The organism is Amycolatopsis magusensis (genome assembly GCF_017875555.1).
Classification (GTDB): Bacteria; Actinomycetota; Actinomycetes; order Mycobacteriales; family Pseudonocardiaceae; genus Amycolatopsis; species Amycolatopsis magusensis.
In genome coordinates, this window is sequence record NZ_JAGGMS010000001.1 from 9,159,917 (window position 1) to 9,180,358 (window position 20,442).

General features: G+C 69.9%; 20 protein-coding genes. 11 read left to right on the forward strand and 9 right to left on the reverse strand.

All coding sequences use genetic code 11. The features are described from left to right. Nucleotides 1–29 precede the first annotated feature (29 nt). Nucleotides 30–1,262 (reverse strand): SGNH/GDSL hydrolase family protein, encoded by a 1,233-nt coding sequence (locus JOM49_RS41325; protein ID WP_209670161.1) that lies wholly within the window; start codon nt 1,260–1,262, stop codon nt 30–32. A 67-nt stretch (nt 1,263–1,329) separates the two neighbouring features. Beyond that, nucleotides 1,330–3,888: an alpha-glucan family phosphorylase gene (gene glgP, locus JOM49_RS41330; protein WP_209670163.1), complete on the reverse strand. Its 2,559-nt coding sequence runs from the start codon at nt 3,886–3,888 to the stop codon at nt 1,330–1,332. 76 nt (nt 3,889–3,964) lie between these two features. Here glgP and JOM49_RS41335 point away from each other — a divergent pair, with 76 nt between their 5' ends. Then, nucleotides 3,965–5,362: a neutral zinc metallopeptidase gene (locus JOM49_RS41335; RefSeq protein WP_209670164.1), complete on the forward strand. Its 1,398-nt coding sequence runs from the start codon at nt 3,965–3,967 to the stop codon at nt 5,360–5,362. A gap of 96 nt (nt 5,363–5,458) precedes the next feature. Next, on the forward strand, nt 5,459–6,904 hold the full coding sequence (locus tag JOM49_RS41340) for a neutral zinc metallopeptidase (RefSeq protein WP_209670166.1): 1,446 nt from the start codon (nt 5,459–5,461) through the stop codon (nt 6,902–6,904). Between the two features lie 60 nt (nt 6,905–6,964). Here JOM49_RS41340 and trxA read toward each other — a convergent pair whose 3' ends face one another. Further along, nucleotides 6,965–7,933: a thioredoxin gene (trxA, locus tag JOM49_RS41345; RefSeq protein ID WP_209670168.1), complete on the reverse strand. Its 969-nt coding sequence runs from the start codon at nt 7,931–7,933 to the stop codon at nt 6,965–6,967. Nucleotides 7,934–7,964: 31 nt separating this feature from the next. Continuing rightward, complete coding sequence (locus JOM49_RS41350; protein ID WP_209670170.1) at nt 7,965–8,255, reverse strand: MTH1187 family thiamine-binding protein; 291 nt, start codon at nt 8,253–8,255, stop codon at nt 7,965–7,967. Between the two features lie 89 nt (nt 8,256–8,344). Between JOM49_RS41350 and JOM49_RS41355 the strand changes: the two genes are divergently transcribed. Continuing rightward, a complete protein-coding gene (locus tag JOM49_RS41355; protein WP_209670172.1) occupies nt 8,345–8,845 on the forward strand; it encodes a MarR family winged helix-turn-helix transcriptional regulator in 501 nt (166 codons plus the stop codon). Nucleotides 8,846–8,895: 50 nt separating this feature from the next. Here the strand turns inward: JOM49_RS41355 and JOM49_RS41360 are convergent, their stop codons facing one another. Continuing rightward, nucleotides 8,896–9,261 carry a DUF3817 domain-containing protein gene (locus JOM49_RS41360; RefSeq protein ID WP_209670174.1) on the reverse strand — a complete coding sequence of 122 codons (366 nt, stop codon included), beginning with the start codon at nt 9,259–9,261 and terminating at the stop codon, nt 8,896–8,898. Between the two features lie 285 nt (nt 9,262–9,546). Here JOM49_RS41360 and JOM49_RS41365 point away from each other — a divergent pair, with 285 nt between their 5' ends. Genes JOM49_RS41365 through JOM49_RS41385 form a run of 5 tightly spaced genes read left to right on the forward strand, consistent with a single transcriptional unit; the run spans nt 9,547 to nt 14,441 of the window. Then, nucleotides 9,547–10,533 carry a LacI family DNA-binding transcriptional regulator gene (locus JOM49_RS41365; RefSeq protein WP_209670176.1) on the forward strand — a complete coding sequence of 329 codons (987 nt, stop codon included), beginning with the start codon at nt 9,547–9,549 and terminating at the stop codon, nt 10,531–10,533. Next, a complete protein-coding gene (locus tag JOM49_RS41370; protein WP_209670178.1) occupies nt 10,530–11,573 on the forward strand; it encodes a class I mannose-6-phosphate isomerase in 1,044 nt (347 codons plus the stop codon). Before JOM49_RS41365 ends, JOM49_RS41370 begins: the two co-directional genes overlap by 4 nt. Continuing rightward, nucleotides 11,570–12,334, forward strand: a complete 765-nt coding sequence (locus tag JOM49_RS41375) for an ATP-binding cassette domain-containing protein (RefSeq protein WP_209670180.1) — start codon at nt 11,570–11,572, stop codon at nt 12,332–12,334. The genes JOM49_RS41370 and JOM49_RS41375 overlap by 4 nt, the downstream gene beginning before the upstream one ends. Further along, entirely contained in the window at nt 12,331–13,392 is a 1,062-nt protein-coding gene (locus tag JOM49_RS41380; RefSeq protein WP_209670182.1) for an ABC transporter permease, read from the forward strand. Before JOM49_RS41375 ends, JOM49_RS41380 begins: the two co-directional genes overlap by 4 nt. 47 nt (nt 13,393–13,439) lie before the next feature. Then, the gene (locus JOM49_RS41385; RefSeq protein WP_209670184.1) at nt 13,440–14,441 is read left to right on the forward strand and encodes an ABC transporter substrate-binding protein; all 1,002 of its coding nucleotides are present in this window, start codon (nt 13,440–13,442) and stop codon (nt 14,439–14,441) included. Between the two features lie 61 nt (nt 14,442–14,502). Here JOM49_RS41385 and JOM49_RS41390 read toward each other — a convergent pair whose 3' ends face one another. Together JOM49_RS41390 and JOM49_RS41395 are read right to left on the reverse strand one after the other, a co-directional pair. Further along, nucleotides 14,503–15,225, reverse strand: a complete 723-nt coding sequence (locus JOM49_RS41390) for an isocitrate lyase/PEP mutase family protein (RefSeq protein ID WP_209670186.1) — start codon at nt 15,223–15,225, stop codon at nt 14,503–14,505. After that, the gene (locus JOM49_RS41395; protein WP_209672252.1) at nt 15,222–15,680 is read right to left on the reverse strand and encodes a carboxymuconolactone decarboxylase family protein; all 459 of its coding nucleotides are present in this window, start codon (nt 15,678–15,680) and stop codon (nt 15,222–15,224) included. Before JOM49_RS41395 ends, JOM49_RS41390 begins: the two co-directional genes overlap by 4 nt. Nucleotides 15,681–15,720: 40 nt before the next feature. Here JOM49_RS41395 and pdxR point away from each other — a divergent pair, with 40 nt between their 5' ends. After that, nucleotides 15,721–17,127 (forward strand): MocR-like pyridoxine biosynthesis transcription factor PdxR, encoded by a 1,407-nt coding sequence (gene pdxR, locus JOM49_RS41400; RefSeq protein ID WP_209670188.1) that lies wholly within the window; start codon nt 15,721–15,723, stop codon nt 17,125–17,127. Between the two features lie 27 nt (nt 17,128–17,154). Here pdxR and JOM49_RS41405 read toward each other — a convergent pair whose 3' ends face one another. After that, on the reverse strand, nt 17,155–17,967 hold the full coding sequence (locus JOM49_RS41405; protein WP_209670190.1) for an SDR family NAD(P)-dependent oxidoreductase: 813 nt from the start codon (nt 17,965–17,967) through the stop codon (nt 17,155–17,157). Nucleotides 17,968–18,080: 113 nt separating this feature from the next. On the opposite strand from JOM49_RS41405, the gene JOM49_RS41410 reads away from it, so the two are divergent. Together JOM49_RS41410 and JOM49_RS41415 are read left to right on the forward strand one after the other, a co-directional pair. After that, nucleotides 18,081–18,674: a TetR/AcrR family transcriptional regulator gene (locus tag JOM49_RS41410; protein ID WP_209670192.1), complete on the forward strand. Its 594-nt coding sequence runs from the start codon at nt 18,081–18,083 to the stop codon at nt 18,672–18,674. Between the two features lie 57 nt (nt 18,675–18,731). Then, complete coding sequence (locus JOM49_RS41415) at nt 18,732–19,427, forward strand: MBL fold metallo-hydrolase (protein WP_209670194.1); 696 nt, start codon at nt 18,732–18,734, stop codon at nt 19,425–19,427. A 49-nt stretch (nt 19,428–19,476) separates the two neighbouring features. On the opposite strand, the gene meaB is transcribed toward JOM49_RS41415, so the two are convergent. After that, nucleotides 19,477–20,442, reverse strand: coding sequence for a methylmalonyl Co-A mutase-associated GTPase MeaB (meaB, locus tag JOM49_RS41420; protein ID WP_209670196.1), 966 nt, complete (start codon nt 20,440–20,442; stop codon nt 19,477–19,479).

The window sequence follows — 20,442 nt, forward strand, 5'->3', positions numbered from 1 at the left end:
GCGAAGGGGTGCCCAACCGGCGTGCGGGGCTAGAGTTGCGTGAGGTCGACTGCGGCTGCCATGGCGTGGTAGCCGGCATCGTTCGGGTGCAGGCGGTCCCCTGAGTCGTAGGCGGCCAGCATGGTGTCCGGGTCCGCGGGGTCAGCCAGCGCCCGGTCGAAGTCGACGACGGCGTCGTATTCGCCCGACGTGCGGATCCAGTGGTTCACCTCATCCCGCACGGCTTCCCGTTCCGCGCTGAAGTAGAACGCGCCCTTGAACGGGGTCAGCGTCCCGCCGATCACCCGGATCCCTTCCGCTCGCGCCTGTTTGATCAGGTTCCGGTGCCCCGCGATCAGGTCGGCCGCGGTCACCCATGGCGTCGCCCCGAGGCAGTCGTCCGGTGGGAAGCTGCTCATGCCGATGTCGTTGATGCCCTCCATGATGATCACCGAGCGAACGCCCGGCTGGTCCAGCACATCCCGTTCGAACCGAGCGGTGGCCCTCTCCCCCAGGCACGCCGAGTCGGTGAGCACCCGGTTGCCGCCGATGCCGCTGTTCAGCACCGGGCGCTTCCCGCCGAGCCGCTCGGCCAGCTCGTCCGGGTACCGGTTGTCGCCATCCACAGTGGACAGCGCGCCTTCGGTGATCGAGTCGCCGAAGGTCACCACCGCGCCCTTGCCGGGCGCGAGCACCTCCACCCCGGAGAGCAGGTACCAGGAGACGGAAGTCTCGGTGAACGCCGCCGCGCTCGTGTCCGACCGGTGGTCACCGCTCGCGCGGTAGCTGGTCGCGATCGCGTTCACGTGCGAGGTGACCGGCCCGGTCGGCTCGCGGAAGTACAGCGTGACCGTCAACTCCTCCAGCGGAGCCACCAGCAACGGCAGCGGATCGCTGCGCAGTTCCCCGCCCGCCGGGATCTCCGCCGACCGGGCGTGCCGGAAGGTCAGCGGCCGCACCGACCCCGGCTTGACCGCGGCGCCCTCGGCGGACCGCGCCACCGTCGCGCCGGTCAGCCGCAGCGGCTGGTCGCCGAACTCGTTGGACAACCGCACCCGCGCGGCCACCCCGCCGGAAGCCACCCGGACGACCTGGCGCACCGACTGCTCGGCGAACCCGGCCTCCGACCAGTTCTGCACCACGCCGAACGTCGGCTGCTGGACCGCGGTCGCCCAGGTGCCCGACCACAGTCCCGCTTCCGGTGCGGCGACCGCGGCGGGCGCGGTGCCGAGGCCGGCCGCGGTCACGAGGCCCAGCAGCAAGCCGAGGAATCTTCGTTTCATCAGACCTGTCCTCCCAGTTCGTCCAGGTCCGGCGAACGCTAGCGAAGGGGTCCGACAAAAACGAGCCTCAGGCGTGGATCACGCGGCCCAGCTCGGCGGGGGACGCCAGCAGCCCGTGCTTCGGCAGCACCCGGACGGTGTAGCCGAGCGAACCCGCGTACGGCAGCCGGAGCTTCGCCGCGAACGCGCCGATACCCGCCGGTTCCATCGACACGGTCACCGCTTCGGCCAGCTCATCGGTGTCGCCGACCTTGCCGACCACCGCCTGTACGTCCACTTCGGACGGTTCCAGCCCGGCCAGGTCGATCCGCGCGCCGACCCGCACCTCGGTGCCGACCACCAGCGTGTCCGGGGCTTCCACCTGCAGTTCGGTGTCGAAGATGGTCAGCCGCGGCCAGGCGACCTCCACCTTCGTCCGGTACTCGGCCAGCGACAGCGCTCCTCGGTAGCCGTCGGCGACAGCGCCGTGCACCGTCTCCACGGCCGGGCGGTAGCCGGTCTCCACGTACTCCCGGACCATGCGCGACGCCTGCAGTCTCGGTCCCAGCGTCTGCAGCGTGTGCCACACCCGTGAGAGCCAGCCCTCCGGCGTGCCACCCGGCCCGCGCTCGTAGAACAACGGCACGATCTGCAGCTCGAGCAGGTCGTACAGGGCGGCGGCCTCGAGGTCGTCGCGGCGCAGCGGGTCGAGCACCCCGTCCGCGGTGGGGATGGCCCAGCCGTTGCTGCCGTCGTAGCACTCGTCCCACCAGCCGTCCCGGATGGACAGGTTCAGCCCACCGTTCAACGCGGACTTCATGCCGGAAGTCCCACAGGCCTCCAGTGGCCTTGTCGGATTGTTCAACCAGACGTCACAGCCGCGGTAGAGGTACCGCGCCATCGCCATGTCGTAGTCCGGCAGGAAGACGATCCGGTGCCGCACCCGCGCGTCGTCGACGAACCGCACGATCTGCTGGATCAGCGCCTTGCCGCCCTCGTCCGCCGGGTGCGACTTGCCCGCGACCACCACCTGCACCGGCCGCTCCTCGTCGAGCAGCAGCGCGCGCAGGCGGTCCGGGTTGCGCAGCATCAGGGTCAGCCGCTTGTAGGTCGGCACGCGCCTGGCGAAGCCGACGGTCAGCACGTCCGGGTCGAAGACGTGGTCGGTCCAGCCGAGTTCGAGCGCGGAAGCGCCTCGCTGCAGCCACGCGGCCCGCACCCGGCGGCGTACCTCCATCACCAGTTTCTGCCGCAGGTCCCGGCGCAGCGCCCAGAGTTGCTCGTCGCTGACCCGGTCACGGATGCCGGACCAGTTGTCGGAATCGCCGTCGTAGCCCCACTCCTCGTGGCTGCCACCGAGCAGCGCGCTCAGCTCGCGCGCCACCCAGGTCGGCCCGTGCACCCCGTTGGTCACCGACGAGATCGGCACCTCACGCTCGTCGAACCCGGGCCACAACCGCGCGAACATCCGGCGTGAGACCCGTCCGTGCAGCGCGGAAACCCCGTTCGACCGCTGGGCCAGGCGCAGGCCCATGTGCGCCATGTTGAACATGCCGGGGTTCTCCTCGGCACCAAGGGCGAGCACGCGGCGCAACTCCACGTCCGGTACCAGCCTGCCGTCGCCGAAGTAACGCTGCACCAGGTCGACCGGGAAGCGGTCGATCCCGGCCGAAACCGGGGTGTGCGTGGTGAACACGGTCCCGGCGCGGACCGCGGACAACGCCTGGTCGAACTCCAGTCCGCCGTCGCGCATCACCTCACCGGCGCGCTCGAGGCCGAGGAAGCCCGCGTGCCCTTCGTTGGTGTGGGAGACCTCCGGCTGCGGGTGGCCGGTCAGCGCGCAGTACTGGCGCACCGCGCGCATACCGCCGATGCCGGCGAGGATCTGCTGCCGGATGCGGTGGTCGGCGTCGCCGCCGTAGAGCCGGTCGGTGACGCCGCGCAGGTCGTCGTCGTTGACGTCGGTGTCGGTGTCCAGCAGCAGCAACGGGATCCGGCCGACGCGTGCCTTCCACACCTGCGCCAGCAACTCCCGGCCGCCGGGCATCGCCACCGCGACGTGCATCGGCGCGCCGTTCTCGCCGGTGACCAGCTCCAGCGGCAGCCCGATCGGATCGATCACCGGGTAGTGCTCCACCTGCCAGCCGTCGAGCGACAGCGCCTGCCGGAAGTACCCGGCGCGGTAGAGCAGGCCGACACCGATCATCGGCACGCCGAGGTCCGACGCGGCTTTGAGGTGGTCGGCGGCGAGCACGCCGAGGCCACCCGAGTAGTTCGGCAGCGCTTCGGTGACGCCGAACTCCATCGAGAAGTAGGCCACCGCGGCGGGCAGCCTGCCGTCGCCTTCGCCCGCCCGGCGCTGGTACCACCGCGGCTCGGTCAGGTAGTGCTCGAGGTTCTCCGTCGCGGCACGGGCGGCGGCGAGGAAGTCGTCGTCGAGGGCCAGTTCCTCCAGACGGGCCGGCGGCAGCGCGGTGAGCAGGCGCAACGGGTCCCGGATCTCGTTGAAGAGCTTGGCGTCGATCGAGGCGAACAGGTCGCGCGTCGGCGGGTGCCAGGTCCAGCGCAGGTTGGTGGCCAGCGCGCGGAGCCCGGCCAGCGGCTCCGGCAGACTCGGGCGGACGGTGAACCGGCGAACTGCTCTCATGCCCGTGACCCTAGCGTTCCGTGCACTCTTCGCCCGTTCGCCCACTACAGCCGGTCACCTGCCGCACAATGGACCCATGCGCACGCCCGCGACCCTGATCGCGCTCGCCCTGGCCGTGGTTTCGCTGGCCGCGTGCGGCACGCCGGTGCGGGGCACCGCGGTCCGCAGCCCGGCGGTGATCGCCGAGGATCTGGCTCGCAGCGCGAAGTCCGTGGTCGACCCGGATTTCGTGAACGGGTCCGACGGCGGCGACGTGGACCGGCTGGCCGCCACCGCGATCACCGACATCCAGGCGTACTGGACCGAGACGTACCCCTCGCTGTTCGGCGGACCGTGGGAGGACCTGCGCGGCGGCTTTTACTCGGTCGACACCGCCGACGCCGGGGCCGAACCGCCGCCGTGCACCGAATCGGCGGCCACGATCAGCGGCAACGCCTACTACTGCTCGAACGGCGACGTGATCGTCTGGGACCGCGCGGCCCTGCTGCCGGTGCTGACCGAACGGTTCGGCGGTGGCGGCGTGATGCTGGTGCTGGCGCACGAGATGGGGCACGCCGTGCAGCAGCGCACCGGCCTCGGCCGCGGTGGTGACCGCGACAGCGCCGCGCTCTACCCCGGCATCGTGATCGAGGCGATGGCCGACTGCTACGCCGGTTCGTTCATCCGCTGGGTGGTCGACGGCAAGGCCGAGCACCTCCAGGTCGAGCGGGAGGAACTCGACTCGCTGATGCGCGCGCTGATCACCTTCCGCGACCCGCTCGGCACCTCCCACCGCGAGGCCTCCGCCCACGGCGACGCCTTCGACCGGGTTTCCGCCTTCCAGGACGGTTTCGAGTCCGGGCCCCGGTTGTGCGCCGACATCACCGCGTCGAACCGGGCGTTCACCCAGCGCTCCTTCCTCAGCGAAGAGGACGCGGCCCGCGGTGGGAACCTGCCGCTACCCGACCTGGTGCCCGCGATCTCCGAGGACCTCGGCTCGTACTTCTCGCGCGAAATGTCGCAGGCGGGGCACGAGTGGTCCACGCCCAAGATCGAGCCGGTGACCGCGGACCCGCGCTGCACCGCCGGTGAGCAGGGCGCGGTGGCGTACTGCCCGGAGCAGAACTCGGTGCAGCTGCGTGAGGACGGCACGCTCGGCGACATCCACACCAACATCGGCGACTTCGCCACCGGAACCGTGCTGGCCAGCCGCTTCGGCCTGAGCGCGCTCGCCGCCGCCGGCAAGCCGACCACCGGTGAACCGGCCCAGCGCGGCACGCTCTGCCTGGCGGGCGCCTACACCGGCTCCCTGCTCAACCCGCAGGGCGAGTTCACCGTGTCGCCCGGCGACCTCGACGAGGCCGTGCAGGTCCTGCTCGGCTACGACTACCCGGCACGCGACGTCGACGGCGGCTCGATCGCCTCCGGCTTCGACCGCGTGTCGGCCTTCCGCGGCGGGGTGGTCGGCGGCACGAAGGCGTGCGATCTGGGGTGATGTCGCCACGGCGGTCGTACCCGCTTAGTAGGGTGCGCTGTGCCGGACTTGGTTCAGCCCTGGTGAGGGGCCGGAGAACGAAACGAGCGAGCGACCATGGGTAAGAACTGGGGGCGGGGGGCCCTGATCGCGCTGACCGCCGTGCTCACGCTGAGCGCGTGCAACGACAAGGGCGGCGAAGCGGGGCCCGACGCCGACAAGGTGTCCGACGGCAACGTCGCCGGCTTGCCGGTCACGCACTTCGAGAGCGGGCTGAAGAGCGACGCGCCGACGCCGAACCTCGAGGTCAAGAACGCCACCGACAGCGTCGAGGACAAGATCGCCATCGCCTCGATCGCCGACGTCAGCGAGTACTGGACGCAGGAGATGCCCGCCCACTTCGGGCAGCAGTTCGAGCCGGTCAAGCAGCTGCAGTCCTACGACCCGACCACCGACCGCGAAGAGGTCTGCGGGGCCTCGCTCAAGGACGCCGCGATGAACGCGTTCTTCTGCCCGCCGGAGGACCTGGTCGCCTGGGACCGCAAGCAGTTGCTGCCGCTGCTGAACGAGGAGTTCGGCCCGATGGCGATCGTGACCGTGCTCGGCCACGAGTTCGGCCACGCGGTGCAGTACCGCCTCGGCGAAAAGGCAGGCATGACCAAGAACACCTCGACGCTGGTCAAGGAGCAGCAGGCCGACTGCTTCACCGGCGGCTACTTCCGCTGGATGGCCGAGGAGAAGAGCAAGTACTTCCAGGTGTCCACCTCGGAGGGCGTCAACCAGGTGCTCGCCTCGCTGTTCATGATCCGCGACCAGGCGGGCCAGTCGGCCAAGGACCGGTCCGCGCACGGCACCGGGTTCGACCGGACCTTCGCCTTCCAGCTCGGGTTCGAGAAGGGCGCCAAGGAGTGCGCCGGGATCAACCAGCAGAACGTCGACGAGCGCATCACCGAACGCCCCTTCGACAAGCAGGACAAGGGCGAGGGTGACGCGAAGATCGACATGAAGACGATCGGCGTACTGCAGGAAAGCCTGGACGCCGCGTTCGGCAAGGCGGGCGCGCAGCCGCCCAAGATCGTCGACGACGGCGGCACCTGCCCCGGCGGCCCGGCCACCCCGCCCGCTTCGTACTGCCCGGACACGAACACCGTGAGCATCGACTTGGGGGCGCTCAACACCCTGGGCCGCACCGGCGACCGCAAGGCCGAGTTCGAAGGCGAGGACCCGGGCGGCCTGGGCGACTTCGCGGCGTTCGCGGAGGTCGCGTCGCGGTACACGCAGGGCATCCAGAAGGGCGTCGGCGCCTCGGTGGACAACGCGAACGCGGGCCTGCGGACCTCGTGCCTGGTCGGCGCGTGGGCGGCCGAGACGAACAAGCCTGGCGCGAAGCTGCGGCTGTCCTCCGGTGACCTCGACGAGGCGATCGCGGAGCTGCTGCAGCCGAAGAGCGTGATCGCCGCGGACATCAACGGCAAGCAGGTGGAGAACGGGTTCGAGCGGGTCGAGTCGCTGCGGCGCGGTTACCTCGAAGGCTCGGGCGTCTGCAGCCAGCAATACGGCTGAGCGAACGCTAGGAGTGGGGCATTACTGGCATTGATTGCAAGTAATGCCCCACTCATAGCATTAGAAGAGGGCGGAGGCCAGATTCCGGCGGGCCTTGAGCACCCGCTCGTCGCTGGCGTCGAACAGCTCGAACAGGCCGACGAGGTGCTCACGCACACGGTTGCGGTCGTCACCGGCGGTCCGCCGGACAACGTCGATCAGCCGGTTGAACGCCTCGTCCACCTGCATCTGCGACAGCTCGAAGTCCGCCGCGGCGAGCTGGGCGTCGAGGTCCTTCGGGTCCGCGTCGGCACGGGCGACGGCCGACGGGTCCACCTGCGCCGAACGCTCGGCGAAGGTCACCTGCACCAGCGCGGCCTTGGCCTGCTCGTTGGCCGGCTCGGCGTCCAGGATGCGCTGGTAGGCGGCCTTGGCGGCGGCGAAGTCGCCTCGCTCGAAGGCGTCCTCGGCCTCGGTGAACCGGGGGTCTTCGGTCTCCTCGGCCGGTTCGCCGGCGGCGTCGGAGATGCCGGGCAGCTTGTCCTTGAGCGCGTCGAGCAGGGACTTGATCCATTCCCGGATCTGCGGCTCGGGCAGCGCGCCGGAGAACGCGTCGACCGGCTGCCCGCCGGCGATCGCCACGATCGTCGGGATGGACTGCACGCCGAACAGCTGCGCGATCCGGGGGTTGGCGTCCACGTCGACCTTGGCCAGCACCCAGGCACCGCCGGATTCGGCGGCCAGGCGCTCGAGCACCGGGCTGAGCTGCTTGCAGGGGCCGCACCACTCGGCCCACAGGTCGACCACCACGAGTTGCTTGAGCGAGCGCTCCACGACATCGGCCTGGAAGGTCGCCTCACTGACCTCGATCACCGCGTCACCGGAGGACGCGGGCGGGCCGTCACCACCGGCGGGCGGGGGCGCACTCGGCGCGGGGCGCTGCTGCCGCGACGCGTCGGCGCGGGCCTTGAGCGCGGAGAGGTCCACCGCGCCGGACAGCGCGGCGGAAAGGGCTGCTGACTTGGCTGCGGATCCGCGTGGATGTGTCACGGTTCCATCCTGGCACGCCTCGGAGCCCGCTTCACCGCAGGTGCTGCTCGAGTCGCTCGACCTTGCCCGCCAGTTCGCCGCTGTGGCCGGGGCGGATGTCGGCCTTGAGCACCAGTGAGACCCGCGGTGCCTCGGCCTGCACCACTTCGGTCGCCCGCTTCACCACCGCCATCACTTCGTCCCACTCACCCTCGATCAGGGTGAACATGGCGTTGGTCTCATTCGGGAGGCCGGACTCGCGCACCACCTGGACCGCCTTCGCCACGGCCTCGGCCACCCCGGCCGACTCGCCGAGCGGGGACACGCTGAACGCGACGATCATGGGACTACCTCCGCGAAAGAACAGGAAACCGGCTGGATATCCACCACCCTGCCCCACCCGGGCGGTACCCGCTGGTAACTTCGGCAGCCATGAACAGCCCGCTGCCCTTCGATCCCATCGCCCGCGCCGCCGAGCTGTGGGAAGAGCGCATCGGCGACTCCGGCACGATGGCCGCGGTGACCGGGATCATGCGGGTCCAGCAGATTATCCAGTCCGCTGTGGACGGTGCGCTGAAGCCGCACGGCCTCACCTTCGCCCGTTACGAGGCGCTGGTCCTGCTCACCTTCGCCAAGCGGTCCAGCCTGCCGATGCGGGTGATGGGCGAGCGCCTGCAGTTGCACCCCACGAGCGTGACCAACATCGTCGACCGGCTGGAAAAGGACGGCCTGGTCAAGCGGGTACCGCACCCGACCGACCGCCGGACCACGCTGGTCGAGATCACCGACGGGGGCCGCAAGCGCCGCGAGGAGGCCACCGAGGCGGTCACCGCGATCGGCTTCGGCCTGAACGGGCTCACCGACCGGCAGACCCAGCAGCTGATCGAGCTGCTCACCAAGGTGCGCAAGGCGACCGGCGACTTCACCGAATAACGGAAAACGGGGGCCGCCTCTCGGCGACCCCCGTTCCCGGACGGTTCAACTCAGACAGCGACGGGCTCGGCCTTCTCGGCGAACAGGCCGGTGCCACCGTGGGCGACCAGCTCGGGGCCGTCCAGCTTGCCGGTGCGCAGCGCCCACTTCTCGAAGGCCCAGGTGGCCAGCGGCGGGATGCTCGCGACCAGCGCCAGCACCAGGGTGCTCGCCTTCCAGCCCAGCGGCTTGGTCACGGCGAGGGAGGTGAGCAGGTAGACCACGAAGACCACGCCGTGCACCATGCCCAGCACCGGCACGCCGCCGTCGCCGGACTCGACGACGTACTTGAAGAACATCCCGATCAGCAAACCAGCCCAGGACAGCGCCTCGGCCACGGCGGCCACGCGGAACAGTACAGCGGCCTTGCTGGACACGACTTCCTCCTATAAGTCGAAAAAACGTCCGTACAACGGGTGCGGACAGGTGCGTTCCTGCCACGTCAACCGCGTCGTCGGACGATGTGATCCCAGTGTGAGCCGTGATGGCGATCACCGGAACACCGGGGGTGCGTGATCACGCTCACCAGAGACCCTTCGCGACAACCTTGTCACCCTCCGGACCGGCCCGGGTATTGACAGTGCGCGGTGCACTGGTGTGCAATTCCGGCCACTATGACAACGTTGTCGTCTCCCGGCCGGGGCAGCGCCCGCCGTGCCACGATGAGCGATGTGGCGCGGCTCGCGGGCGTGAGCATCAAGACCGTCTCCCGTGTGGTGAACGACGAACCAGCGGTTCACCCCGACACCGCCGAGCGGGTCATGGCCGCCATCGAACAGCTCGGCTTCCGGCGCAACCTCGGTGCGCGCAACCTCCGCCGTGGATCGACCACGGGCACGATCGGGTTGATCGTGGAGGACGTCGGGAACCCTTTCTACTCCGAACTCAATCGCGCCGTGGAGCGGATCGCCGGCTCCTACGAGCGGCAGGTGCTCACGGGTTCGTCCGAAGAGAACCGCGAGCGGGAGCGCGAACTGGCGCTCGAGTTCTGTTCCCGCCGGGTGGACGGCCTGCTGATCGTGCCCGCCGGCATGCAGCACGGTTACCTCGTGCCCGAGATGCGGGCGGGCACCCCGGTGGTGTTCATCGACCGCCCGGCCGGCGACATCGTGGCCGACACGGTGCTGGTGGACAACATCGGCGGCACGGCCGAAGCGGTTACCCACCTCGCCGCGCACGGGCACCGCCGCATCGCCTTCCTCGCCGACAGCGCGGGCATCTACACCGCCAACGAACGCCTGCGTGGTTTCCGCGAGGGCTGCGCGCGGGCGGGCGTCCGCTACGACGAGCGCCTGGTGATCATGCGCAAGCCGACCGAGGAGAGCGTCGGCGAGGCGATCCGCACGCTGCTCGCCGGTCCCGAAGCGGCCACCGCGGTGGTCGCCGGCAACAACCGCGTCACCGTCCACCTGCTGCGCGCGCTGGCCCACAGCCCGAACCGCCCCGCGCTGGTCGGCTTCGACGACTTCGAACTCGCCGACCTCCTCGACCCGCCGGTCAGCGTGATCGCGCACGACGTCAGTGCGCTCGGTGAGGCCGCGGCCAACCTGCTGTTCGCTCGAGTCCAGGGCGACCAGTCCACCCCAAGAAAGGTAGTTCTCCCCGTGCGTCTTGTAGCCCGCGGTTCCGGCGAGGTGGCACCTCGATGAGCGCTTCCCCCGCTCCGCTCCGGCTCCCCGCGAACCAGCCGCCGCAGTTCTACCGGGGTGGCGAAGCCATCGCGAGGCTGCGCGGGCTCTCCGCCTCCGCGAGCGACTTCGGCCCGGAAGACTGGGTCGGCTCCACCACCACGATGTACGGGCAGGACAGCAACGGCCTGACCAAGCTGGCCGACGGCCGCTGGCTGCGCGACGCCGTCCGCGACGACCCCACCGGCTGGCTCGGCGCGAAGCACGTGGAGGCGTTCTCCGATTCGACCGGCCTCCTGGTGAAGCTGCTCGACGCCGGTCAGCGGCTCCCGGTGCACTTCCACCCGACCGACGCCTTCGCCCGGAAGCACTTCGACTCCCACTTCGGCAAGACCGAGGCGTGGATCGTGGTCGGCACCTACGGCGACGACCCGCGGGTCTACCCCGGTTTCCGCGAGACGCTGAGCAAGCAGACCATCGACGAATGGGTGCGGGAGCAGGACACCCCGTCCATGCTCGGCGCGCTGAACAGCATCCCGGTCACCGCCGGGGACACCGTGTACATCCCGGCCGGCCTGCCGCACGCGATCGGCGAAGGCGTGTTCGTGGTCGAACTGCAGCAGCCGACCGACTTCTCGCTGACCATCGAATGGCGTGACTTCCTCGCCAACCCGGAGAAGGGGCACCTCGGCCTCGGTTTCGACACCGCACTGGAGGCGCTGGACACCTCCGGCTGGGACCCCGACCGGCTGGAGACCATCATCCGCCGCACCGCGGGCGCGGATGGGTCCACTGTGGACCTGCTCGCCGACGGTTCCGGCGAGTTCTTCCGCGCCGACCAGCTCCGCCCCAGCGGCCCGCTGGCACTGGACCCGTCGTTCTCGGTGCTGGTGGTGATGGACGGCACGGGCACGCTGCGCACCGAGCACGGTGACGAACTCACGCTGCGCAAGGGCGAAACCCTCGTGGTGCCGTTCGGTGCCGGTGCCACCGAGCTGTCGGGGGATGTGACGCTCATCCGCTGCCGGCCGCCGGCCCCGGAAAGGAGGCCCGATCGATGAGTGAACTGCTGCTCGACGCCCAGGACCTGACCAAGCGCTACGGCTCGGTGGAAGCCCTGCGCGGCGCCTCGTTCCAGGCGTACGCCGGGCAGGTCACCGCGCTGATCGGCGACAACGGCGCCGGGAAGTCCACCCTGGTCAAATGCCTGTCGGGCGCCGAACAGCCCACCTCGGGCAAGATCCTGCTGGACGGCAAGCAGGTCACCCTCGACTCGCCGACCACCGCGAGGCGGCTCGGCATCGAGACCGTCTACCAGGACCTCGCCGTGGCCCCGGAGCTCGACCCGGCGGCCAACCTGTTCCTGGGCCGGGAGCTGCACCGGAAGGGCATTCTCGGCAAGCTCGGCATGCTCGACAAAGCCGAGATGCGCCGCCAGGCCGTGGAGCACTTCCAGCGCCTCGGCGTGAACCTGCAGAGCACCGAGGTGCCGATCGCCGCGTTGTCCGGCGGGCAGCGGCAGAGCGTGGCGGTGGTCCGCTCGGTGGTGTGGGCCAGCAAGGTCGTGTTCATGGACGAGCCGACCGCCGCACTCGGCGTGGTGCAGCGCGAACGCGTGCTCGACGTGATCAAGAAGGTGCGGGACCAGGGCATCGGCGTGGTGCTGATCAGCCACAACATGCCCGAGGTGCTGTCGGTGGCCGACCGGGTCGAGGTGCTGCGGCTGGGCAAGCGGGTCGCCCGGTTCCAGGCCGCGGACACCAAGCTCGAAGACCTCGTGGCCGCGATGACCGGTGCACTGACCCAGGAGGAGGCGGCGTGAGCAGGGCGACCGAACCCGCCAAGCCCGGAGTTCAGTCCGAAGTGGACGGCACGGGTGGCTTCGCCCGGCGCTCGCTCGGCTCCCGGCTGGTGTCCGCGAACACCTTCTGGATCGCCCTGGTGCTGCTCGCCCTGTGCGTGGTGTTCACCATCGCCGCCCCCGGCGAGTTCGCCACGGTGTTCACTTTCCAGACGCTGCTCATCGAGACCGCCGTGCTGCTGGTGCTCTCGGTGGGCATGACCTTCGTGATCATCACCTCCGGCATCGACCTGTCGGTCGGCTCGGTGCTGATCTTCGCCGGCATGGTGTCCGCGAAGACCATGGAGGCGCTCAGCCCGGGCGGCACGGCGACCAACGCCGGCTGGGGCGTGATCTCGGTGGGCCTGATCGCCGGCGTGGTGGCAGGCACGGTGTGGGGCCTGATCAACGGCCTGCTGATCGCGGTGGCCAAGATCCCGCCGCTGATCGTCACGCTCGGCACGATGGGCGCCGCCCTCGGCGCGGCGTACCTGCTCAACAACGGCTCGGACGTGCGCAGCGTCCCTACCGTGCTCAACAACACCCTCGGCTACGGCACCTGGTTCGGCATCCCGAACCTGGTGCTGGTGGCGGCGGTGATCACGCTGATCGGCGCGTGGCTGCTGCACACCACCAAGTTCGGCCGCTACACCTACGCGGTCGGCTCCAACGCCGAGGCGGCGCGGCGCTCCGGCATCGGGGTCACCGCGCACCTGCTGAAGGTGTACACGCTCACCGGGTTCCTGGCGGGCGTCGCGGGCTTCATGTCGCTGGCCTACTACGCCTCGACCACGATCTCGGCGCACACCACCGACAACCTCAACGCCATCGCCGCCACGGTGATGGGCGGGACCAGCCTCTTCGGCGGCATCGGCTCGGTGCTCGGCACGGTGATCGGGGTGTTCATCCCGGCGGTGCTGAAGAAGGGCTTCAACATCACGCAGGTTCCCGACTTCTGGCAGATGATCGCGGTCGGCGCGGTGCTGATCGCGGCGGTCTGGTTCGACCAGCGACGCCGGCGGCTGCGCAACAGCCGCTGATCGTCGTTCCCGGCAACAGCACTGCGACAGCACAAAGAGGTGCACCCATGAAGTTCAACCGCAAGACCTTCGCCGCCACCGGCTCGGCGCTCGCCATCGTCGCGCTGGTAACCGCCTGCGGCGGCTCAGGCCAGGTCGGTCAGAGCAACGACGCCGGTGGCCAGCCCGCGGAGAACAACAAGAAGCTCACGCTGATCCCGGGCGTACAAGCCGAGCCGTTCTACATCTCGATGCAGTGCGGCGCCGAAGCCGAAGCGAAGAAGCTCGGCTACGAATTGAACACCTCGGCCCCGCAGAAGTTCGACGCCGCGATGCAGACCGAGAAGGTCAACGCCCTCGGCTCCGCCCCACCGGCGGGCCTGCTGATCGCCCCGACCGACGACACCGCGATGCTCGCCCCCATCCAGCAGGTGAAGAACCGCGGCACCAAGATCGTCGAGGTGGACACCGCGCTGAAAGACACCGGCGTGGCTGTCTCCTCGATCTCCTCGGACAACGCCGAAGGCGGCAAGCTCGCCGCCCAGACCCTGGCCAAGCTGGTCGGCGACAAGCCGGGCTCGGTGCTGGTGCTCGACACCATCGCCGGCACTTCCACCACCAACGCCAGGGCGAAGGGCTTCGAGGAAGAGCTGAAGAACTTTCCGAACCTGAAGTCGGCAGGCGTGCAGTTCACCCAGAACGAGCCGGACCAGGCCGCCTCGAAGGTGACCGCCGCCCTCGCCTCCACCCCGGACCTGGTCGGCATCTTCGCCACCAACCTGAACACCGGCGAAGGCGCCGCCACCGGCCTGCGCAACGCCGGCAAGATCGGCCAGGTCAACCTGGTCGGCTTCGACGCCAGCCCTTCCGAGGTCGAAGGCCTGCGCAAGGGCGAGTATCAGGGTCTCATCGCCCAGGACCCGGCGTCGATCGGACAGCAGGGCGTGCAGCAGGCCGTGGCCGCCCTCGAGGGCAAGCCCGTGCAGCGCACCATCACCGCCGGCCTGCACTCCATCACCAAGGAAGACATGGACGCCAACCAGCAGTACTTCTACAAGCAGCAGTGCTGACCTGAGCTGACCCGCCCGGCGGGGCACCGTCCGTAGTGGAGGACGGTGCCCCGCCGCCGGTTCAGCTCAGGTCAGCGAGTCGTTCCGCCAACCAGCCGCGGGAAGCCCGCCAGAGCCCGGCTCCCAGCGAGATCCGCGCCACCCCCAGCTCGGCCAGCTGCTCCCGCTGCGGCCCGCCCGGCCACAGCGTGGCGTTCACCGCCGCCGGACTGACCGCCGCCACGAACGCCCGCAGCACCTCAGGCGAGCGCACCAGGATCGGATACACGCAGTCCGCCCCGGCCTCGAGATAGGCTCGTGCCCGCTCCACGGCCTCATCGAGCACGGCCTGCTCATCATCCGCGCCCAGGAACACATCCACCCGGGCGTTGAGCACCAGTCCGTCACCGGCCGCCTCACGGACAGCACCGAGGAACTCGGCCTGCTCCCCTGCCGGACGTACACCACGCCCGGGGTCGGTGTCCTCGAGGTTGCAGCCCACCACACCAATGTCCAACAGCTGCCCAGCCAGTTCCGCAGCGCCGAGCCCATAACCCGACTCCGCGTCCACGGTCACGGGCACGTCGACCACCCGCGTGATCCTCGCCGCCGCGGCGAACATCTCCGCCACCGGAGCACCTTGACCATCCGCGAAGCCAAGGGACTCCGCGATCGCCGCGGAGCTGGTGGCGACCACCGGGAACCCGGCCGCCACCACCAGTTTCGCGCTGTCGGCGTCCCACGCGTTCGGCAGCACCAACGGGCGCCCCGGGACGTGCAGGTCCCGGAGTTTCGCCGCCGTCATCGAGGCAACGGCTTGTGGCTCGTGACGCCCAAGCGGTTCCAGGTGTTGATCAAGGCCACCGCCCAGCACACCGCGCGGTACTGGTCCTCGGTCAGCACCTTGGTCGCCTGCTCGTACACGTCGTCGGGCACGTCCTGCCGCTCGGACAGCTTCGTGATGGCGTCGGTCAGCGCGAGCGCCGCCCGCTCCTGCTCGGTGTAGAGCTCGGTCTCCCACCAGGCGCCCAGCAGGTAGATCCGTCGTTCGTCCTCACCCAGCTCGCGCGCGTCGCGGCTGTGCTTGTCCAGGCAGTACGCACAGCCGTTCAGCTGCGAACCGCGGATCTTGACCAGCTCGATCAGCTTCTGGTCCAGGCCCGCGTCCGCCGCCGCCTTCTCCACTTCCGTGTGCAGGGCTACCAGCGACTTGAAAAGGGTGGTGTGGTCAGACAGTTGGATTCGCTTCGTCACGCACATCACGCTACCGGTGACTGGTTCACCGGTATGGTCCAGTTCCATGGCGGTTCGGTGGTCCAGTTCCCAGGACATCCACCTCGACTGGCGACCGGGCTCCGGCCAGCGCGGCCTGGCCGAAGCGATCCGGCGGGCGATCCGGTCCGGCCGGCTCGACACCGGGACCGCCCTGCCCTCGACCCGCGCGCTGGCCGAAGACCTCGGTGTCGCCAGGGGCACCGTCACCAAGGCCTACAGCCAGCTCTCGGCCGAGGGTTACCTGCGGACCAGCCAGGGAGCGCCGACCATGGTGGCCGCGATCGCCGCTCCGCCGGCCTCACCGGCCCGGGCGCGGCCGGGCAACGGGGAACCAGCTGACGCCCGCTGGAGCCTGTTGCCCGGACGGCCCGACCTGGCCGCCTTCCCACGCACGGAGTGGTTGGCGGCCACCCGGAAGGTGCTGCAGCACGCACCTCCCGACGTGTTCGGCTACACCGACGACCTCGGCGCGCCCGTGCTACGCACCGCGCTCGCCAGGTACCTCGCCCGCAGCCGGGGCGTGGTCGCCGAACCGGACCGGATCCTCGTGTGCGGGGGCTTCGCACAGGCCATCTCCGTGCTCGCCTCGGCCCTGCACCACCGGGGCATGCACGAGATGGCTTTCGAGGATCCGTCCTTGCGCCACTTCCGCGACCTGGCCTCGGCCGCGGGGCAGCGCATCGCCGGGGTACCGGTGGACGAGGCCGGTCTCCGGGTGTCCGAACTGGACAGTCCGGTCGCCGTGGTGACGCCCGCCCACCAGTTCCCGCTCGGGGTCACCCTGGCCCCCGAGCGCCGGGCCGAACTCGCCAGGTGGGTGACGAGTTCGGGGGCCTTCGCCGTCGAGGACGACTACGACGGCGAGTTCCGGTTCGATCGGGAACCGGTCGGCGCCCTGCAGTCGCTCGCTCCCGAGCGCTTCATCTACGCGGGCACGGCGAGCAAGACCCTGGCGCCCGCGTTGCGCCTGGGCTGGCTCGTGCTGCCCCGTGCCCTGGTGGAACCGGTCCGCGCCGCCATGGCCGACCGCGGTTCCCGGCCACCGGCCCTCGGCCAGCACGTCCTCGCCGAGATGCTCGACTCCGGCAAGTACGACCAGCACGTGCGCCGGCGTCGGTCGGTCTACCGCAACCGCCGGGACCGGCTGCTGTCCCTGCTGCCGCGGCCACTGCGGCCGTCCGGGATCTCCGCGGGACTGCACCTGCTGCTCCCGCTGCCCACTGGTGGGCCAGGTGAAGCGGAGGTACTCGACCACGCACGCCGGCATTCGCTCGCGCTCGAGACACTCCGCAGCACCTGGATCTCCCCCGGCCCTCATCGGCAAGGCATCATCGTCGGCTATGCCGCGCCGGCCGACCACGCCTTCACCCCTGCCGTCGACGCCCTGATGGCCACCCTCCGGGACGCCGGCGTCACCTCATCGGGAAGTTGAGCCTCCTTCCCTGCTCCACCCACGCGATCACAGCGCCTTCGCTTTCCGCCATCCGGCGATCTTCTGCTCGGTGGCCGCCACCATGCCGTCGAAGATCGCGTCGCCCACCAACAGCCGCAGCGGCGGGTCATCGGTGCCGACCACCTTCAGCACCGCCGCCGCGACCTCGGCCGGATCGCCTTCCACGAAGTCGCCGTGATCGGCCGCCAGTTCCTCGCGCACGACGTCATACGCGGGGTTGGCGGCGGCGAGCTTCATACTGGAACCACCCCAGTCGGTCGCATAGCCACCCGGTTCGACCAGCGTCACGCGGATGCCGAACCGGCCGACCTCGTGGGCCAGCGCCTCACTCATCCCTTCCAACGCGAACTTGCTCGCCGCGTACAGACCCGCGGTGCCGAAGGTGGCCACCCCGCCGACACTCGAGATCTGCACGATGTGCCCCGAACCCTGGGCACGTAGTTGCGGGAGCACGGCCTGTGTCACCCAGAGCGCACCGAAGAAGTTGGTGTCCAGCTGCGCGCGAGCCTCTTCCTCGGTGACCTCCTCGACCGCGCCGAGCAGGCCGTAGCCCGCGTTGTTGACCACGACGTCGAGCCGGCCGAACGCCGCGATCGCCTTGCCCACCGTGTCGAAGACCGCCGTCCGGTCGTCGACGTCGAGTGGGAGCACAACGAGCCGCCCCTCATGCTCCGCGACCAGGTCGTCCAGCGCGGACGGCCGCCGCGCCGTGCCCACGACCTTGTCTCCGGCCGCCAGCGCGGCCAGCACGAACTCACGGCCGAAGCCCCGGCCGGCGCCCGTGATGAACCAGACGCGCGATGAATCCGCTCGAGTCATGTTCTCTCCTTCTTCCTGCGAGACGAGACGTCTCGTTGCTCGGCAATCATGGACGACCGAATTCAGCCTGTCAAGACGAGACGTATCGACTCGTCACGTGCTAGGGTCAGGTCATGAGTGAGGCACGGGGCCCGGATCCCACGCGCCGCAGTGAACGTTCGCGGACGGCGATCCTGTCCGCCGCGATCGAACTGGTGACTGAGAGCGGATACGCGAAAACCTCGATCGAAGCGATCGCCGCGCGAGCCGGTGTCGGCAAGCAGACGATCTACCGCTGGTGGCCGTCGAAGGCGGCGGTGGTCTTCGACGCGGTGCTCGACCTGACCAAGGGCCAGCAGGGTTTCAGCGTGCTGGAAACCGGTGATTTGAAGGAAGACCTGAAGCAGGTTCTGCGGGCCACCGCGGAAGAACTGACCAATCCGAGGATGGACGTCTCGTTCCGAGCACTGGCACTGGAGATCCAGTACGACGCGAACCTGGCGTCGCACTGGCGGGAGAAGATGCTCGGCCCGGCACTGGACGCGACCAAGGACCGGCTCCGCAGTGCACAGCACAGCGGCGAGATCGATGCCGACCTCGATCTCGACGTGGCGGTGGAACTGCTCTACGGGCCGCTCTACCACCGCTGGCTACTGCAGACCGCGCCGGTTTCCGTGGAGCACGCGGACGCGGTGGTCGACCTGGCCATGCGCGCGATGAGCCGATAGCTGCGCTGTCAGCGAACTCGCCCGCGGGCGGTGAACCCGCTGCCTACCGTCGGCGGCATGGAGATGATCGAGGTCGTACCGAACCTGCACCTGCTCAGGTTCACGGTCGGCCAGGCGTACCTGTGGCGCGACGGCGACGAACTGACGCTGGTGGACACCGGCTGGGCCGGTGAAGGAACGAAGATCGCGGAGGCGATCAGGGGACTCGGGCTCGACCGGGAGAACCTGGTTCGCATCGTGCTGACCCATTTCCACGAGGACCACGCCGGAGCGGCCGCCGAACTCCGCGTGTGGGCGGATGCTCCGGTGCTCGCGCACCGGCTGGACCCTTCGGTGATCCGCGGCGAGGTGCCACCACCCGAACCGCAGCTCGCCGACTGGGAACGGCCGCTGTATGAGCAGGCGGCGAGCGGCGAGCTCGTGGGACCACCGTCACCGGTGGACCACGAACTCGACGGTGAAGAGGAGATCGATTTCGGCGGAGGCGCTCGGGTGATCTCCATTCCGGGGCACACGGACGGCAGCATCGCCGTGTACCTGCCCCGCCATGGCGTGCTGTTCACCGGTGACACGATCGCCGAGCACGAGGGTCAGGTGATTCCCGGCGTGTTCAACCTGGACGTGGAACGGGTGCACCGCTCGTTCCGGGAACTGGCCGCGCTGGACACCGAGGTGGCTTGCTTCGGCCACGGTGCTCCGTTGACCGCGGACGCCGGGCAGGTACTACGACGGTCGGCCGAAGCACTCGGCTGACCCGGAATGGAGGTATATCGGAGCTGATGGCGGCTGTGTCCACAAAGGATCAGGCGCGGAGGTCGTCGATCAGGCGCTCGGCCGCGGCGTAGGGGTCCAGCTCGCGGGCGGCCACGGCGCCGGCCAGGTCGGCGAGCCGGTCGCCGCCGCGGAGGTCGACCAGTTCGGCGCGGAGGCGTTGCAGGGCGATCGCCTCGATCTCGCCGGCGGCGCGCGCGGCTCGGCGGCGGTCGAGTTCACCTTCGGCGGCCAGCCAGTCGTGGTGCTCGCCGAGTGCCTTGAGCACGTCCTCGGCGCCTTCGTCGCGGGAGGCGACGGTGCGCACGATGGGCTGGCGCCAACTGGGGCCACGCAGCTCGCGGCGGCCCATCGCGATCATCTGCTTGAGCTCCCGGACGGTCGCGTCGGCGCCTTCGCGGTCGGCCTTGTTCACCACGAAGACGTCCGCGATCTCGAGCACGCCGGCCTTCGCCGCCTGGATGCCGTCGCCCATGCCGGGTGCCAGCAACACCACGGTGGTGTCGGCCAGCCGGACGACGTCCACTTCGGACTGTCCAACCCCGACGGTTTCGATCAGCACGATGTCGAAGCCCGCGGCGTCGAGCACGCGGACCGCCTGCGGGGTGGCCCAGGCGAGGCCGCCGAGGTGGCCGCGGGTGGCCATGGAGCGGATGAACACGCCGGGATCGGTGGCGTGCTCGCTCATCCGCACCCGGTCCCCGAGCAGCGCGCCACCGGAGAACGGGGAGGACGGGTCGATGGCCAGCACGCCGACGCGCTTGCCCGCCGCGCGCAGGGCGGTGATCAGCATGGAGGTGGAAGTCGACTTGCCGACGCCCGGTGGGCCGGTGAGGCCGATGAGGCGCGCCCGGCCGGTGTGCGGGGTCAGCGCGGCGGCGACCTCACGCAGCTGCGGATGGGCGTCCTCGACCAGCGAGATCAATCTCGCGATGGCGCGGGGGACCCCATCCGCAGCGCGGGCGACCAGTTCGCCGACGTCGACCTGAACGGGCAA